Source organism: Streptomyces sp. NPDC002463 (genome assembly GCF_042889835.1).
Classification (GTDB): Bacteria; Actinomycetota; Actinomycetes; order Streptomycetales; family Streptomycetaceae; genus Streptomyces; species Streptomyces nymphaeiformis.
In genome coordinates this window covers 337,738-351,725 of record NZ_JBIARL010000004.1, presented here as the reverse complement: position 1 = coordinate 351,725, position 13,988 = coordinate 337,738, and the positions used below count along the sequence as shown (strand labels likewise).

General features: G+C 68.6%; 10 protein-coding genes and 2 pseudogenes. 5 read left to right on the top strand and 7 right to left on the bottom strand.

All coding sequences use genetic code 11. The features are described from left to right. Positions 1-125: 125 nt before the first annotated feature. The 3 genes and pseudogenes from ACFYX3_RS11830 to ACFYX3_RS11820 form a co-directional block, all read right to left on the bottom strand. Positions 126-1,214, bottom strand: a complete 1,089-nt coding sequence (locus ACFYX3_RS11830) for an alpha/beta hydrolase family protein (RefSeq protein ID WP_389011339.1) — start codon at positions 1,212-1,214, stop codon at positions 126-128. Positions 1,215-1,970: 756 nt separating this feature from the next. Then, positions 1,971-2,360 (bottom strand): VOC family protein, encoded by a 390-nt coding sequence (locus ACFYX3_RS11825; RefSeq protein ID WP_389011337.1) that lies wholly within the window; start codon positions 2,358-2,360, stop codon positions 1,971-1,973. 101 nt (positions 2,361-2,461) lie between these two features. Next, positions 2,462-3,257, bottom strand: a pseudogene (locus tag ACFYX3_RS11820) (IS5 family transposase). A gap of 68 nt (positions 3,258-3,325) precedes the next feature. On the opposite strand from ACFYX3_RS11820, the gene ACFYX3_RS11815 reads away from it, so the two are divergent. Further along, positions 3,326-3,703, top strand: a complete 378-nt coding sequence (locus ACFYX3_RS11815; RefSeq protein ID WP_382662795.1) for a hypothetical protein — start codon at positions 3,326-3,328, stop codon at positions 3,701-3,703. Positions 3,704-3,848: 145 nt separating this feature from the next. Continuing rightward, positions 3,849-4,520: a DUF2238 domain-containing protein gene (locus tag ACFYX3_RS11810; RefSeq protein WP_389011334.1), complete on the top strand. Its 672-nt coding sequence runs from the start codon at positions 3,849-3,851 to the stop codon at positions 4,518-4,520. A gap of 435 nt (positions 4,521-4,955) precedes the next feature. On the opposite strand, the gene ACFYX3_RS11805 is transcribed toward ACFYX3_RS11810, so the two are convergent. Then, positions 4,956-5,249, bottom strand: a complete 294-nt coding sequence (locus ACFYX3_RS11805; protein ID WP_389011331.1) for a putative quinol monooxygenase — start codon at positions 5,247-5,249, stop codon at positions 4,956-4,958. Positions 5,250-5,724: 475 nt separating this feature from the next. On the opposite strand from ACFYX3_RS11805, the gene ACFYX3_RS11800 reads away from it, so the two are divergent. From ACFYX3_RS11800 to ACFYX3_RS11790, 3 genes and pseudogenes are all read left to right on the top strand, one after another. Next, positions 5,725-7,671 (top strand): hypothetical protein, encoded by a 1,947-nt coding sequence (locus ACFYX3_RS11800; RefSeq protein WP_389011328.1) that lies wholly within the window; start codon positions 5,725-5,727, stop codon positions 7,669-7,671. Between the two features lie 192 nt (positions 7,672-7,863). Beyond that, complete coding sequence (locus ACFYX3_RS11795) at positions 7,864-8,205, top strand: hypothetical protein (protein WP_382662788.1); 342 nt, start codon at positions 7,864-7,866, stop codon at positions 8,203-8,205. Positions 8,206-8,519: 314 nt separating this feature from the next. Then, positions 8,520-9,599, top strand: a pseudogene (locus tag ACFYX3_RS11790) (IS630 family transposase). Position 9,600: 1 nt separating this feature from the next. Here ACFYX3_RS11790 and ACFYX3_RS11785 read toward each other — a convergent pair. The 3 genes from ACFYX3_RS11785 to ACFYX3_RS11775 all read right to left on the bottom strand — a co-directional run bounded on the left by ACFYX3_RS11785 (position 9,601) and on the right by ACFYX3_RS11775 (position 12,466). Beyond that, the gene (locus tag ACFYX3_RS11785; protein WP_389011324.1) at positions 9,601-9,963 is read right to left on the bottom strand and encodes a VOC family protein; all 363 of its coding nucleotides are present in this window, start codon (positions 9,961-9,963) and stop codon (positions 9,601-9,603) included. A 525-nt stretch (positions 9,964-10,488) separates the two neighbouring features. Next, positions 10,489-11,226 (bottom strand): VOC family protein, encoded by a 738-nt coding sequence (locus ACFYX3_RS11780; RefSeq protein WP_389011321.1) that lies wholly within the window; start codon positions 11,224-11,226, stop codon positions 10,489-10,491. Positions 11,227-11,707: 481 nt separating this feature from the next. Then, positions 11,708-12,466 (bottom strand): SCO4225 family membrane protein, encoded by a 759-nt coding sequence (locus ACFYX3_RS11775; protein WP_389011318.1) that lies wholly within the window; start codon positions 12,464-12,466, stop codon positions 11,708-11,710. Positions 12,467-13,988: the final 1,522 nt, after the last annotated feature.

Below are 13,988 nucleotides of genomic sequence, written 5' to 3'. Positions count from 1 at the left end.
CGACGAACAGCACAGCACCACCCCTCCCCCATACTTGCCGCTCCGTCCCAGCCATGCTCCTCACCCGGAACAACAGGGTGAGAGCCTCCCACTGGTCGCGGCTGTCGGCGGGCCGAGATCAAGCCTCACCTCGATCCGCCGCCGGCCGGGTGGTCAGACGGCAGGCATGATCGCACCTCGGGGTGGTCCGCGTTCAGGTGGTCGAACGGTGTCCGCTGGACGTCGCGCAGGTGCTGGTCGAAGAAGGCGCGCAGGTAGGTGCGGGTGATCGTCATGGTGCGCAGCCCCGAGGTGGCCGCGCCGAGCGGCATACCGAACTGGTCGGCCAGCAGGCCGAGATCGGTGAAGGACGGGTGCTTGGCGCCCGCCACCACCAGCCAGCGCTTCCAGCCGGTCAGTAGTGGCCAGTCTCGGGCCCAGGTGTCCGCGGCAGGCCCGTCGCCGGGAGAGTACTGGCCGTCCCTGCCGAGGAACAGGAACGGGCGGTCCAGGCCGGAGTCCGGGATCAGAGGGTCGGTACTGCCGTCCACGTTGCTGCCCGCGCGGATGCGCTCGTCTGCAAGCATCGCCGCGATGGTGGCCGCGCCGCCCGCGGAATGTCCGGCCATGCCGATCCGGTCCGGGGCCAGCCCCGCCGCGCCTGCCCACGGCGGGTTGCTGCCGAGCAGTTGGTCCAGCACGAAAGAGGCGTCGCGGGCGCGGCCGGTCTTCACCTTGTGCCAGAACTCGGCAGTGCGCGCAAACCCGCGGCCGAGGGCGAAGGCGGCCACCCGTCCGTCCGGAAAGGTGGTGGCCGCGGTCTCGTAGGTGTGGTCGATCGCGGCCGCGACATAACCGTGGCTGGCCAGGTCTTCGCCGATCGAGGTGAGCGTGGCGCGGGGCCGGGTGAACCCGGGCGAGAGAACGATCAACGGCAGTTCCCGCAGCCCGGGGGCGAGTGGGGCGTCCGGGAAGGCGTTGGTGCGCACCGAACTCAACGCGTCGGGCGCGATGGCCACCTGCTGGTCGGTCAGGACTTCCGCCGACTCGGTCTGCGTCAGGTAAGGGGCGCGCGGACCGGACGAGCGTGCGGCCGGGTACCAGATCGAGATCATCAGCTCGCGCGTTGGCGCGTCCGCGACCCACGGGTCCGGACGGGAGACATCCTCGAGATACACCGACGTGGTGCCGACCGGATGCGACCCGGTCGGCGTCGGCAAGGTGGGTATGGCCATGCGGTGCATGGTCGTCGGCTGCGCCCGACTGCGCCATCAGGGAGAACCCCCATTTGTGAGCCCGGGCGAAACATCGGCCGAGTGAGGGGCGCGGTCAAAACGCGACGTCTGGCCTGATGGGTCGGCCGCGCCGTCCCCGGCTCTGCGGAACCTTCGATGGCACACGAGCAACTTTCAGTGGCGCAGGCCATCGGGAGTGGTCACCACATTCATGAGCGTGAACGTCGACGAAGGTCCGAAACGGCCTCCAGCGCGGCGTGCCAAGGATACGTGGAGGGGTCACCCTTGCCTGGCCCGTTGGGCACGAACCCGCCCTCGCCGTACACCACACGGACGCCGGCGCCGCGCAGGGTCTCGATCGGCCGCTCGAATGGGGGGTGGGCGACATATGCCCTGTCATCGATGACCCGGGCGACGTCGAAGAGCCGGAGGCGCCGCGCTGCTGAACAGGTACAAGGTCCGCTTACTCATGGCGCTATCCGAGCACACGGAATCGCCCCCGACTCGTGGGAAGTCGGGGGCGAACCCATCTCGCGCGGCACTGGCCACGAATAGCGTTCCAGATGACGGGTCAGGAACGGAGTACCTGTATGCCGACGCTGGACGACGACCACACACGAAGACGCCGTTTCTTTGGTGCTGAGGGTGCCCACAGGACGGGGCTGGTATCGCAGGGCGCCGGCGGCGATCACATGGGAAACAAGCAGCGGTCGAGGGCCGCACTCCGCGCTGGGGTGCGGCCCTCGGTGCATGTGGTTACGAGGTCCAGCCGCCGTACGGCACGGTGATGAGTTCCATGGCGTGGCCCGCCGGGTCCATGAAATACACGCCGCGGCCACCGTCGTTGTGGTTGATCGTGCCGGGCTGCTTCCGGTGGGGGTCGGCGTAGTGCTCGATGCTGCGCTGTCTGATCTGCGCGTACGCCGCGTCGAACTCCTCCTCGGAGATCAAGAAGGCGTAGTGCTGGGGGGTGATGCTGTCCGCGGGAATAGTGGCGAAGTCCAGCGTGACGCCGTTGCCCAGGCCGACCGCGATGAACGGACCCCACTCGGCGGTGATCTCAAGGTTGAGCAGGTTCGCGAAGAATTCTGCGGACTCCCGGTTGTCCCGGGCGTGGACGATCGTGTGGTTCAACTCGACTGACAAGGAATGCCTCCGAAGGCATGTCCCGACACCTCCATGTCTCACCCAGCCGGTGACCGACACGCGATGTCGCCGTAGATCATATTTTCCGCCTATGCAGTAAGTCAACGGTAGTTGATGAGGGCTGCGGCCATACCGGCGAAGGCAAGGAAGTGCTCGGCCTTGCGTTCGTAGCGGCGGTGCAGGCGACGGCATCCGGCCAGCCAGGGCACTGCCCTTTCGACGACCCAGCAATGGCGGCCCAGCCAAGTGGACGAGTCGATGCCCTTACGGGCGATGCGGACGCCGATGTGTTCACCGCGGAGCCATTTCCGCAGTTCAGGCATGCCGTAGGCCTTGTCGGCGTGCAGGCTCTGGGGCTTGAGGTGACGGCCGCGGTGGGGGTCGTGTTTCGTTTGGGGACCCGTGATCATGGGCTTCGGGGCTTGGCTGTCGTGGGTGTCGGCGGCCGAGGGGTCGACGAGGAGTGGCAGTCCGTTCGCGTCCGACAGGACGTGCATCTTGGACGCCGCCTGCCACGGTCCACGGGGCTCGGACCTGTGAGTTCGCCCCCTTTTCCGCCCGCACGTGAGCGGAGTCGAGGACCGCTCGGGACAGATCGAGCAGGCCGGCGTCGTCGAGACGGTGGAGGATCTCCTCGTACAGCCGGCCCCACGCCCCTGCCCTGGACCAGATCAGGAACCGGCGGTGGGCGGTCGACTTCGAGACCCCGAAGCACGGCGGCAAGGCCCGCCAGCCGCAGCCGCTGATCAGGACGTAGACGATCGCGGCGAACAGCGTCTCATCAGGCATGTCCTGCGTCCCGCCGCCCTGTGACCGCACCTTCGACGGCAGGATCGGCGGTTTCGCGATCTCCCATGAGCCGTCCGGAACAATCCAACTCCGGGTACCCCGCCCCATGACGACCTCATCGTCCGCCTCACCACATAGGACACGGTCATGGATCCGCTCGTGAGATCGTCGTGCTCGTGATCGAGTCCTGGGTGATCAATGACGACAGCCCCGTCCCTGTGTCGTCCGAGGCGGCGCTGGAGGCTCTTCGTTCGAGGATCGACAGCGGGCGGCTCGAGACGTGGCTGACCAGTTCGTCCGGACGATCGCTGGCCTTCGTGACGAACACCGAGCGCGCGATGGTCATACTGCTCGAAGAAGAGGGCGACCCCGGCGAGCATGCCGTGGACCCCGGAGCTGAGGGGTCGAGCGACGGGTTCGTCCTCTGCAACGGGCAGGACGACGAGTATCCGGATGAGGACACCGTGCTCATCCGTGAGGCGTTCAGACTCGTGGAACACATCGTCGGCACGGGCACTTGGCCCGCGGACGCGCGTTGGGTGGCCGATCGCTGACAACGGTCTATCGCCGGACCCGGATGAGGGAGCGATGAGGTCCAACCGAGTACTGCGGCACAGTGGTTGAGTACGCGCACTCATGCCGGGTCTTCGTCGCAGGCCTGAGGATAAGGGGCACAGCCCCAGACACGAGGAGCCGGCGATGTCCGCCATCCAACCGACCTTCAACCCGGCAACGGACGCACGATCGGCCTCCGGCCGCCGACTGCCGGCCGTTCTCGCGCTCGCCGTCACAGTGGCGCTTACGGTGTCGGCGCTCGGCGCCGCAGACCCGACCACCTGGGCGCTGGAGACGGTGTGGGTGATGCTGGGCCTGCCGCTGGTGATCCTGCTACGCAAGCGGTTCCCGCTGAGCGGCTTGCTGTGCGTCCTACTCGCCGCACACGCCACGGTTCTCATCGTGGGCGGGCACTACACCTACGCGGAGGTGCCGGCCGGCGACTGGGTGCGCGACTGGTTCGGTCTGGAGCGCAACCCCTACGACCGCTTCGGCCACCTCATGCAGGGCTTCGTCCCGGCCATCCTGGTACGCGAACTCCTCGTCCGCACTTCGCCGCTGCGCGGCAGCCGCTGGCTCGCCCCGCTGGCCGTCTGCGCCTGCCTCGCCTTCAGCGCCGTCTTCGAAATGCTGGAATGGCTGGCGGCCGTGACCGGCGGCCAGGCCGCAGACGCGTTCCTGGCCACCCAGGGCGACGTGTGGGACACCCAGTGGGACATGTTCTGCGCCCTGATCGGCGCCACCTGCTCCCTGCTCCTCCTCAGCCGCCTCCACGACCGCGCTCTCACCCGCCTGACGCTCCCGGCACGGAACTGAACGAACGGCCTTCCCCCACCGGACGGACAGCCCGTCCCTGCTCATTCCCGTGCCTCACGTTTCCGTACGAGACCTGGGAACGGGGCGGTTGGCGGTCCCTATAACCGCCGGTGTTCCCGAGAAATGACGGTACTCGCCCTTCGCGACACCTCAACATGCGGGCCCAACAGCCCCAAAGCCGGAAGGCGCCCACTCTGTCGATGTCGGCCATCGTGCCCTCACCAGCCGATGTGTACCGGCCTCGCCGGCGGGCCGTTCTCGCGCAGCCACGTCATCCCGACCTGCCGCCCGCAAGCGGCCGGGCATTACGCCCGGCCGGGCGTTGACCGGTCCCCTGATCAGCGTCTCCGACGCCCCCAGGGCTCGGGGGCCAGCGGCCCTCTTACAGGATCTCTACGCAGATGACGGGGACTCAGGTGGTCGCCAGAGTGCAGGTCACTCCGCAGTGGTGAACACGTGCTCGGCCGGTGGGCCCACCAGCAGTCCCGGACCCGCCGCGAGCGCCTCGGTCAGATGCGGGCTCGACAGGTGCGCCTCGAACGCAGCGCGGTCCTCCCACTCCTCGAACACCAGCCACGCACCCGGGTCCTCGGGGTGGACGTACGCCTGGTAGCTGATGTTGCCCGGCTCGGCCCGCGACGGCGCGACCAAGGACAGGGCCTGCTCACGGACCTTGCCCTCGGCGCCGGGGGCGGCCTTGAGCAGGGCGATCGCGGTGACCTTGGGCATGGGGCGCTCCGTTCGAGGCGTACTTCCGGGACGCGCGAGTCTATGTCTGCGCGCCGTACGCCACAATGCGCCGCCGCTCGTACCCACGTTGCCAGAGCACGCTCGCGTCCGGTGGTGCGAAGCGTGGCAGCCGCTCGCTCTTCGAGGGTTATGGAGAGGCGGGCGCCCTCGAAGCTCCCGCTGTCCTTCTCCGACCATGGGGTGTCCACGCCCCGTCGGTCATCAGCCACCGTCCGTCTGCGAACACGGGGATCCCGGCCCCGCTGCCGTTCTCGGCCGTGAACTTGCGGCTGCCCGGCGCGGCCACAGCCGTTTCCAGGAAGCCCCATCAGCATCCGACCCCACCCCTGCTCGCTCGCCGGCATCGCGTCGGCGGGCTGGCGCCTCCCGCTCTCGGTTCGACAAGATTTCGGGCATGGGGATACGGCGAGCGCTCCAGCGCCGCCTGCTGTGGTCGGGGGCAGGCGCGGTCGCTATGTGGCTTCTGGCGTTAGGGATCTTGGGCGGCTGGGACGTCGCAGATCCCGTCGCCAGTGTCGTGGGAGCGCTGGCAGGCGTAGCGGGCCTGGCCTACGCCCTGGTTGCGCCGCTGGACGTGGAGCAGTCGGCCGACCGGCTGGCGGGCGAAGTCGTGCGCCGGGAGCAGGCCGAGTACGTGCGGTGGCTGGACGGGAGTACGGGTGGCCGTATCGACCTCGCCTACACCGCGCTTGTCCACGGCCAGGTCGAAGGAGCGCCGGCCGAGGGCCGACTGAGCGACCTGACCGCACTGCACCAACGTCTCTCACCGCCGCGTGTGGTCATCACCGGCGCCGACGTCACGGACGATGCCGGGACCGGAAAGTCCCTGGCAGCCCTGTCCATGGTGCTCGACCTCGCACGGGACAGGGAACCCGGACAGGCCGTCGCCCTGCGCATGGCAGCCGCGTCGTGGACTGGCCAGGATCTGGAGGAGTGGCTTGTCCAACACCTGGTGACGGCGTTCGGTGTCGGCAGCGGGCCGGCACGACGGTTGGTGGAGGCACGCCTCGTGCTTCCCTTCGTCGACGGCCTCGACGAACTGGACCCGCCGGGCACCGCCCCGTACTCCAGCCGAGCCGCCGGACTGGTGCGCCTGCTCAACAACTGGCAGCACGGCACGCAACCGGCCGCCGTGGTCGTCACGTGTCGACGCGGCGTCTACGACGGCCTCGTCGGCGCGGAGGCGCATCTGCGGGCCGCGGCCGTGGTGCGGCTGGCACCGGTTGACGCGGAGCAGAGCCGCACGTTCCTCCAGAGAAGCGTGGCCGACACCGAGGCGGGACTGAGCCGCTGGCAGCCCGTGCTCGACGCCCTGACCACCGCTCCGCAGGCAGGCCCCGTTCCGGACACGCCGGCCGCCGTCCGGCTGCGCCAGGCACTGGCGACACCGTGGCGCCTGTCCCTTGCTGTGGCGGTCTACCAGGAGCGAACCGCCGAAGGCCACTATCGACGCAGTCCCGCGGACCTCCTGCCTCTGGCCGAATCCGGCACACTCCGCCAGCACCTGCTCGGCCTCTACGTCCCGACGGTGCTGGCGGCGCGGGGAGACGGGACCGTAGACCCCAACGGCCCGGCCGGACACTGGCTGACCGTATTGGCCGCCTACCTCGACGACAATCGCAACGGCCGACAGGCGGAGGGGCGCACGCTCTCGGCCACAGACCTCGTGCTGCCCGATCTGTGGCCGATGGTCGGCGCACGGCGCACCAAGCGCGCGATCCTGTGGGCCTGCCTCGCCTGGGCCGGAGTACTGGAATTCGCGGTGGTTGTCCGGGCGGCCACGACTTCCTGGGAACAACTCGGCTTCTCCTTCATGCCGCTGCTCGCCCTTCTGCTCGCATTCAAGCCGGACCTGTGGGAGGGCGACGACCGCATGGTTCTGCGACCACGCCGCTTCGCGCTGGGATGCGCCCTGGGCTCCGTCCCTCTCGTGCTCCTCGGGCTGTTCGACACCTCGACGGACTCGGCAGTCGGCTGGGTGACGGCTGCGGCAGCCTTCGGGCTGATGCTCGGTGGCGCCATGGGCGTTGCTGTCGCACCCGACGAACGAAGAGACGGGCCCCGCGCTCTGGTGCGCAGCGATGCGATCTCCTGGGCCCTGTTCCTGGGAGACCTCGTGGCGATCTTCGCCCTGCTCGGCTACGGGATGGCCGGTTGGCGGGGCCTCGCCTTGACGCTCCTGCCCCTCGCGCTCGTCGGCGCGCTCATCTCCAACTCGCTGTCGCTCCGCTACGTGGTCTTCCTCGTGCTGGCCCGCAGGGTCCTGCCATGGCGGCTCGGCCGCTTCCTGCACGCGTGTCACCAGGCCGGGATACTGCGCACTGCCGGAGCCGCCTACCAGTTCCGGCACCGCGAACTCCAGGACTACCTGGCCAGGCAGCGAGGCCGCGTGGGCGTCTGACCGCTGCCGCGGAAGGTGGGATCGACTCTGCGGGCACGGGGCCGTCCCAGCGGACAGTAGGACCTGTTGGCTCATCGTTCATGTGACGAGATGCCGTAGGGGACATTCGGGTGGAGTACCGGGTGCACCGCAACTGCCGCCCCTCCCGTCCCCGTCGTCTTGTGCACTGGCATGACGAACGAGGAGGCACCCGTGACTGGTTCTCAGGCTTTCACCACCGGCATCGCCGTGCTGCGCGATCTCGACCCGTACCGCTTCCCCGCCGCGCTCGTCGACGACAGCGGGCCGGAGTGGACGTCGGCGGCCCGTAGTGCCCTGGAGGTCTGCGACTACTACTCGCCCGCACCGGCCCCGGAGAGCCGCCTGTCCGCTCCTCTCGAGCCGGCCGACCGCCGCCGGCTGGAGCTGCACGCCACTCTGACCACCGCAGGCATCGCACCCCTGCCGGGCGACCTCGACGCCATCGAGGCCCTGTGCCGGCTGGACGACACCACCCATCTCGCACTCCGGCGATGGATCAACCACGCCGTGTAACCACCATACGGTTGAATACGATCCGACGTTTTGCCCGCCCCGCGTCCGTGCGGGGACCATCCCCACAGGTGCGGGGAGCAGAACGTCTCGGGCCTCAAGCTCAAGGTGCGTGAGTGACCATCCCCTTCAGTGGGGGGGTGCCTGCGTATCGTCAACGGACTCGACGAGAAACTCATCTAGTGCCGCATCAGGCAACGTTCGCCCCGTCCTGGCGTGTCGCCCGGTTGCTGCGCCGGGCGGCGCCAGGCGTCCAGAATGATCACGGGGCTGAACGCGTGTAGGTCCGGGATGTTGACGACGACGAGGGCAGACGGCTGCTGCGGATCATCCACAGAGGCACCGGCTCGGTGGTGACCTGGCGGCGAGCGCAGATGGTGCTGCTGTCCGCCCAGCGCATGCCGGTGGCGAAGATCGTTGAGGTGACGTTCACCAGCGCGGACCGGGTCCGCGACGTGATCCACGACTTCAACACGGACGGCTTCGAGTCGCTCTACCCCAAGTACAAGGGCGGCCGGCCCAGGACGTTCACCCTGCCCGAGCGCCGTGAGATCAAGAAGACCGCGAAGTCCAGGCCGTTCGAGCATGGCCTGCCGTTCTCGACCTGGAGTCTGGCGAAGCCGGCGGACTTCCTGGTCGCCGGGGGTGGTCGACGACATCAGCCATGAGGGCCTGCGCATCCTGCTCCGCGAGGAGGGCGTCTCCTTTCAACGCGTGAAGACCTGGAAGACCTCCCGCGACCCCGACTACGCCGCCAGGAAAGCCTGGGTCGAACACCTCTACGCGATAGCCGACGACGAGGTCATGCCCGAGGAAGGCGAGCCCGAAGTCATCTTCTACTTGGACGAGTTCGCCCCCATCGACCTCCAGCCCCATCCAGGTCGGCAGTGGGCGAAAATCGACGGAAGGCGCAAGGACCCCGATCGCGAACCCCGGTCCCGATGGCGGGCGACCTACACCCGCCCGCACGGAGTGCGACACCTGTTTGCCGCCTACGACCCGGGCAAGGACCAGTTCTACGGCCACATCAAGAGGACCAAGAACCGCTCCAAGTTCCTGGAGTCCTGCCGCTATCTGCGCTCGCTGCACGCGGCCGAGGTGCGGATCGCAATCGTCTGTGACAACTACTCCTCGCACCTGACCACGAAGCGGTGTCAGCGGGTCGAGACGTGGGCTGCGGCGAACAACGTCGAGATCGCCTACACCCGACCAACAACTCCTGGCTCAACCGGATCGAGGCCCAGTCCGCCGCCCTGCGCTACTTCGCTCTCGACGGCACCGACCACGCCAGCCACAAGGCCCAGGGCAGCATGATCCGCCGCTACATCATCTGGCGGAACAAACACGCCACCGACGAACGCCTACACGAAGTCGTCAGCAGGGCAAACGTTGCCTGATCTATTCGTCGTCGCGGCACAGGCAGAAGGGGTGGCCGGCCGGGTCGAAGAGCACCCGGACGTTTTCCCGCGGCTGGAACTCCGCAACGGTGGCGCCCAGGACGACCGCCTCGGCGACCGCCGAGTCCAGGTCGCCGACCTGGAAGTCGAAGTGCATCATCGGGCGCTGGTCGCCGTCGGCCGGTGGCCACACCGGAGCCCGATAGCCATCCGCCTGCTGGAACACGAAGAACGGTCCTTGCGGGGAGGCAGCCACGACGGCTGTTCCCGGCTCTTCGTGCCCGATGTGCCAATCGAGGAGTTCGGCATAGAACTTCGCCAAACCACTGGGGTCCGGCGCTTCGACCGTCGTCCCCCACCACATGCCGCCTGTTCGAGATCGCATGCTTGAGCCTATCCGAGGCCCCCACACACGCCGCGACCACCCGTTAACTCCGGAGCGACTCAGCCCGTGCAACACGACAGGGCGAACGTTGCCTGATGCGGCACTAGATCGGTGCGGCCCAGCTGGACTACCTCCGCCACTGATGCCGCTCTTTGAAAACCGGCCCCCCGATCGGGAGCCACCCCACACCTGCTCGATGAATCTCCCCGGTCATGGGACACCTGACCTGCCGCCGGGCCCACAAGGGAGAGGCCCCCCGATGGGCAGCCGGATCCGGGGAGCGGGGCAGGCTGTCCAGGGTGGCCGAGTGCCAACGCGTAGCGCCGGCCGTAGGCGCCGGGGTCGTACGGACACCGCTGTCGACTACGGCCCGCTCGTGGCCTTTCCTGCGTTCAAGGACGCGCGCTGGATCACCGGGGACGTCGTTCCCGTCCGTGGTGCCATGGGTTGGCGTCACGCGGTCCTCGCCCCTGCCCGGGAACCGGCCGGAGTCGTTGTTCAAGGTCAGCGAGGGGTGAGGAGGCAGAACTCGTTGCCCTCCGGGTCGGCCAGAACCGTCCAGGAGATTGCGGACTGGTCGATACCAGGGTCGGTGGCGCCCAGGGCGCGGAGTCGGGCTGCCTCGGCGGCCAGGTCGTCACCGGGGTAGGGGCGGATGTCGAGGTGGACGCGGTTCCACACGCTCTTGGTGTCGGGGGTGCGGAGGAACTCCAGGTAGGGGCCTACGCCTTGGGCGGAGCGCATGGTCGCGTGGTCGTCGGTGACCTCGTGCAGCGTCCAGTCCATCGCCTCGCCCCAGAACCGGGCCATCTCTCGCGGGTCGGCGCAATCGACCACGACCGCGGCGATCGGTCCGGTGTTCCGGTAGATCGGGCGGGGCTCCAGGACGCAGAACTCGTTGCCCTCCGGGTCGGCCATGACCGTCCAGGGGACGTCGCCCTGGCCCACGTCGGTGAGCGTCGCGCCGAGATCCTTCAGGCGCGCGACCAACTCCGCCTGATGGGCGGTCGAGGTGGTGGCCAGATCAAGGTGTACTCGGTTCTTGACCGTTTTGGGTTCCGGGCTGACGACGATGTCGATGCAGACGGCCACGGGGTCGGGGTAGGCGAAGCCCACGGGTTCGAGGTTGGTCACGCCGGGTGCCTCGCTGTCGACACCCCAACCGAGTGCCTCCGCCCAGAACCGGCCGAGCGCGGAGTCGTCCTGGGCCTTCATGTTGATCTGCACGAGTCGTGTTGCCATGCCGCAGATCCTAGAAGCTGCCGCCGGCCCGCACCGTCGCGATCAGGCATGTGCTCGACCAGGTGCCGGCTACGGTCGCGCTTGCGGAGACTTCCGCCGAGGGCGAGTCCTTGTGCACGAAAGCGAGCCCTGCCGCCGCTCGCATCCGACCAGTCAGCGGCACGGCCCAAGCTCCGACAACTCGCTGACGCCACCAACCGATGGAAGGCTGCTCAAGCCCGCGCCGGCAGACTCGGCCCGCACACTCCACGAGCGGGCGACTCCAGCCGGCAACACGCGCGACGCTCGCTGAAACCACCCACTCCGCTGAAATCTGGGCCAAGTGTGGTGAAGGGTAGTCGTGGCCCTCTTCGTTCCACAGTCGGTTGCTGTCGGCAACGGGAAACCTCCCAGCGGCATAGCTTCCGACGGACTCCGTGGCGCAGTGTGCGCCTGTTCGGTCGGCGCGCCTTGGGTCCGGTCGGCTGGTCCGGCGTTTCCCTCAGGCAGCCGGGTGCGGTTCGCGCGTCCGCAGTCTGTGTGCGAGCAGGCCGAGCAGCACGGCGTTGGCCAGCCCGGACAGGGCCACCCCGATGGAGAAGATCAGCGGGCTCAGCCAGGTGATCGAGGAGTGGTACTCGACGGGTGACGACACCGCCATCGCGAGGATGCTGAACGGCGCTGTGGCCATGAGCGGCCAGATCCCGGCGAACCCGGGATCCGGCAGCACGAACGCGGCGCACAGGAAGAACCCCAGCGCCACCGCGACCACGGCGAGGTATCCACGTGCGAGCCAGTTGTCCACCGCGGGCGCCAGCAAGGCCCGAACCCTCTGCGGGCGGGTGCCCGCAGGGCCGGTCATGTCCGTTCTCTTCTGCTCGGCCGGGTTCGCGACGTGCGGGAGGGGCTCACGCGCGCCGGTCGGTGTGGCGGTCGCGGCCCTCGTGGCGAGGGCGCCGAGCACGGCGGCGTTCACGAGGGCGCACAGCAGGAGCCATACGGCGAAGACCGCGACCGCCGTCACGTCGGCCGCCCCGTCGACCTCGGCGCCGGGGTCGAGAGGGAGGAACACACACAGGAAGGAAAGGGGCGCCGTCAGCAGCAGCGGGCTCCCGGCGAAGGTGCTCTCCGGGAAGAGGAACATGACCGTGAAGGAGACGGCGAATACCGCCAGATAGCCCCGGGCGAGCCAGTTGCCCGAAGCGAGCGCGAGGAGTCGGCGCAGGCGCGGGACGCGGCGGGGGTGGGACGCAGTCGGCATCGGTTGTTTCCTCGGGTCGGTCCGTTTGGTGATCTCCACGGTGGACCACCAGTCGCGCTCCGGCATGAGTACGGGTACTCACCGGCAGGACCGCAGAAACCGCACGCCTCCGCGCAAGACCCTCACTCCGCGATGGTCGCCTCTCAGCACGTCCGCGCATTCCGTTCGCCGGCCTGGCACCGTCCGCGGGTCGGCACGCCATGAGCGGGGAAACAAGGTGAGCAGGTCCGGGGACCTGTGGGCGCCGGGTGGGGAAGCTCAACGAGCCTCATCATGGCCAGGGCGGTGGCCAGTCAGGGCGAGGCGGTACGGGTGGCCAGACGGTGGGCGACCCGGTCGAGGGCGTAAGCGCGTTCGGGGACGTAGGAGCGGGCGGCCGGGGTGGGCTGCATGACAGGCGGGAAGTCCTGGCGGAAAGCGAGGCAGGCCAGGGCAGGCACCGTGCCACGGGAGCGGGGACGGATCAGGCGCAGCAGGAGCCCCGCGGCAGGGGGCGGGTGCCGGCCCCAGGAAGGACATGGGCAGAACGGCAGTGAGACGCCGCGGCCCGGGAGACTGCGAGAACGGCGAGGAAGGGCCCGGGCCGGGGGCGACCACCAGGGCCGTCAAAGGATGTATGCGGAAAACACAAGCGAACACGGGCCCCGGCCGGGGCGCCTCGCGTATGCGGAAACGCAAAACTGCGGCGCATAGCCCCCTTTTGATATGCGGGTTTTGATAGGCGGGAGCCTCATACGGGTGGGGTAAGCAACCAGATACGGGGCCGGCGGCGCGTACCGAGAACAGCACGGAGAACCGAACCACGAGCCACAGCCGCTCACACCCCAGTCCGAAACCCGCAATGCGTCAGCTCGTACCACCGGACACGGCTCATGCCCTGGAGAGCCCTCCCCATCGGACGCCCCCGTCCGTGCACGGCGCCCCCAAGCGCCCCTGCGCCGTGCTCACCACGAGGCCAGCCGACCTGCCGAACAATGCCTCCCAGATCTAGCCAACAGCCCAGACCCACGGGAGAAACCAGTGCCCCCAGCACCCGGCACGAGCGGGAAACAGATGAGCTCCTGGGTAACCCGCCACTCGAGCTCGGAACCCACCCCCACAGGTACGGGGAGCAGATCCGTTCGAGTCGGTCCCCTGGCCGAGGCGAGTGTCCTGTGACAGGGAACTTCGATCGTGTGCAACCAAACCTTGGTCGGCGGCGTTCCGGACACGCCATCGGGGCTCCGTGCAGAGGGAGCAGAGAAAGAGGCCGACGGAAAATGCCATGGGGTCGGGGCCGTCCCCATACAAGCGGGAAGCAGTCGGCCAACCGCGTTCGAACTCACCTGCGTCGAAGGACCAGTCCCACAGGAGTAGGGAACAACCGTGGTGAGTGTGGTGGTCAGCAGACTTCGCCACGGTAAGTCACGCCCACCGCTCTCTGCACAAGCGGGAGCAGCGACGGCCGAGAATGCAGGGCCCGCCTGGGCGGCGATCCCCGCACGGGCGGGCCCCGGCAGGAAGGGGACCTGCGCAGACAGCG

Bases quoted from the DNA above. Each gene is read 5' to 3' on its own strand.
- ACFYX3_RS11830 (WP_389011339.1), bottom strand. From the start codon at position 1,214: ATGGCCATACCCACCTTGCCGACGCCGACCGGGTCGCATCCGGTCGGC.
- ACFYX3_RS11810 (WP_389011334.1), top strand. From the start codon at position 3,849: ATGTCCGCCATCCAACCGACCTTCAACCCGGCAACGGACGCACGATCG.
- ACFYX3_RS11805 (WP_389011331.1), bottom strand. From the start codon at position 5,249: ATGCCCAAGGTCACCGCGATCGCCCTGCTCAAGGCCGCCCCCGGCGCC.
- ACFYX3_RS11800 (WP_389011328.1), top strand. From the start codon at position 5,725: ATGTGGCTTCTGGCGTTAGGGATCTTGGGCGGCTGGGACGTCGCAGAT.
- ACFYX3_RS11785 (WP_389011324.1), bottom strand. From the start codon at position 9,963: ATGTGGTGGGGGACGACGGTCGAAGCGCCGGACCCCAGTGGTTTGGCG.
- ACFYX3_RS11780 (WP_389011321.1), bottom strand. From the start codon at position 11,226: ATGGCAACACGACTCGTGCAGATCAACATGAAGGCCCAGGACGACTCC.
- ACFYX3_RS11775 (WP_389011318.1), bottom strand. From the start codon at position 12,466: ATGCCGACTGCGTCCCACCCCCGCCGCGTCCCGCGCCTGCGCCGACTC.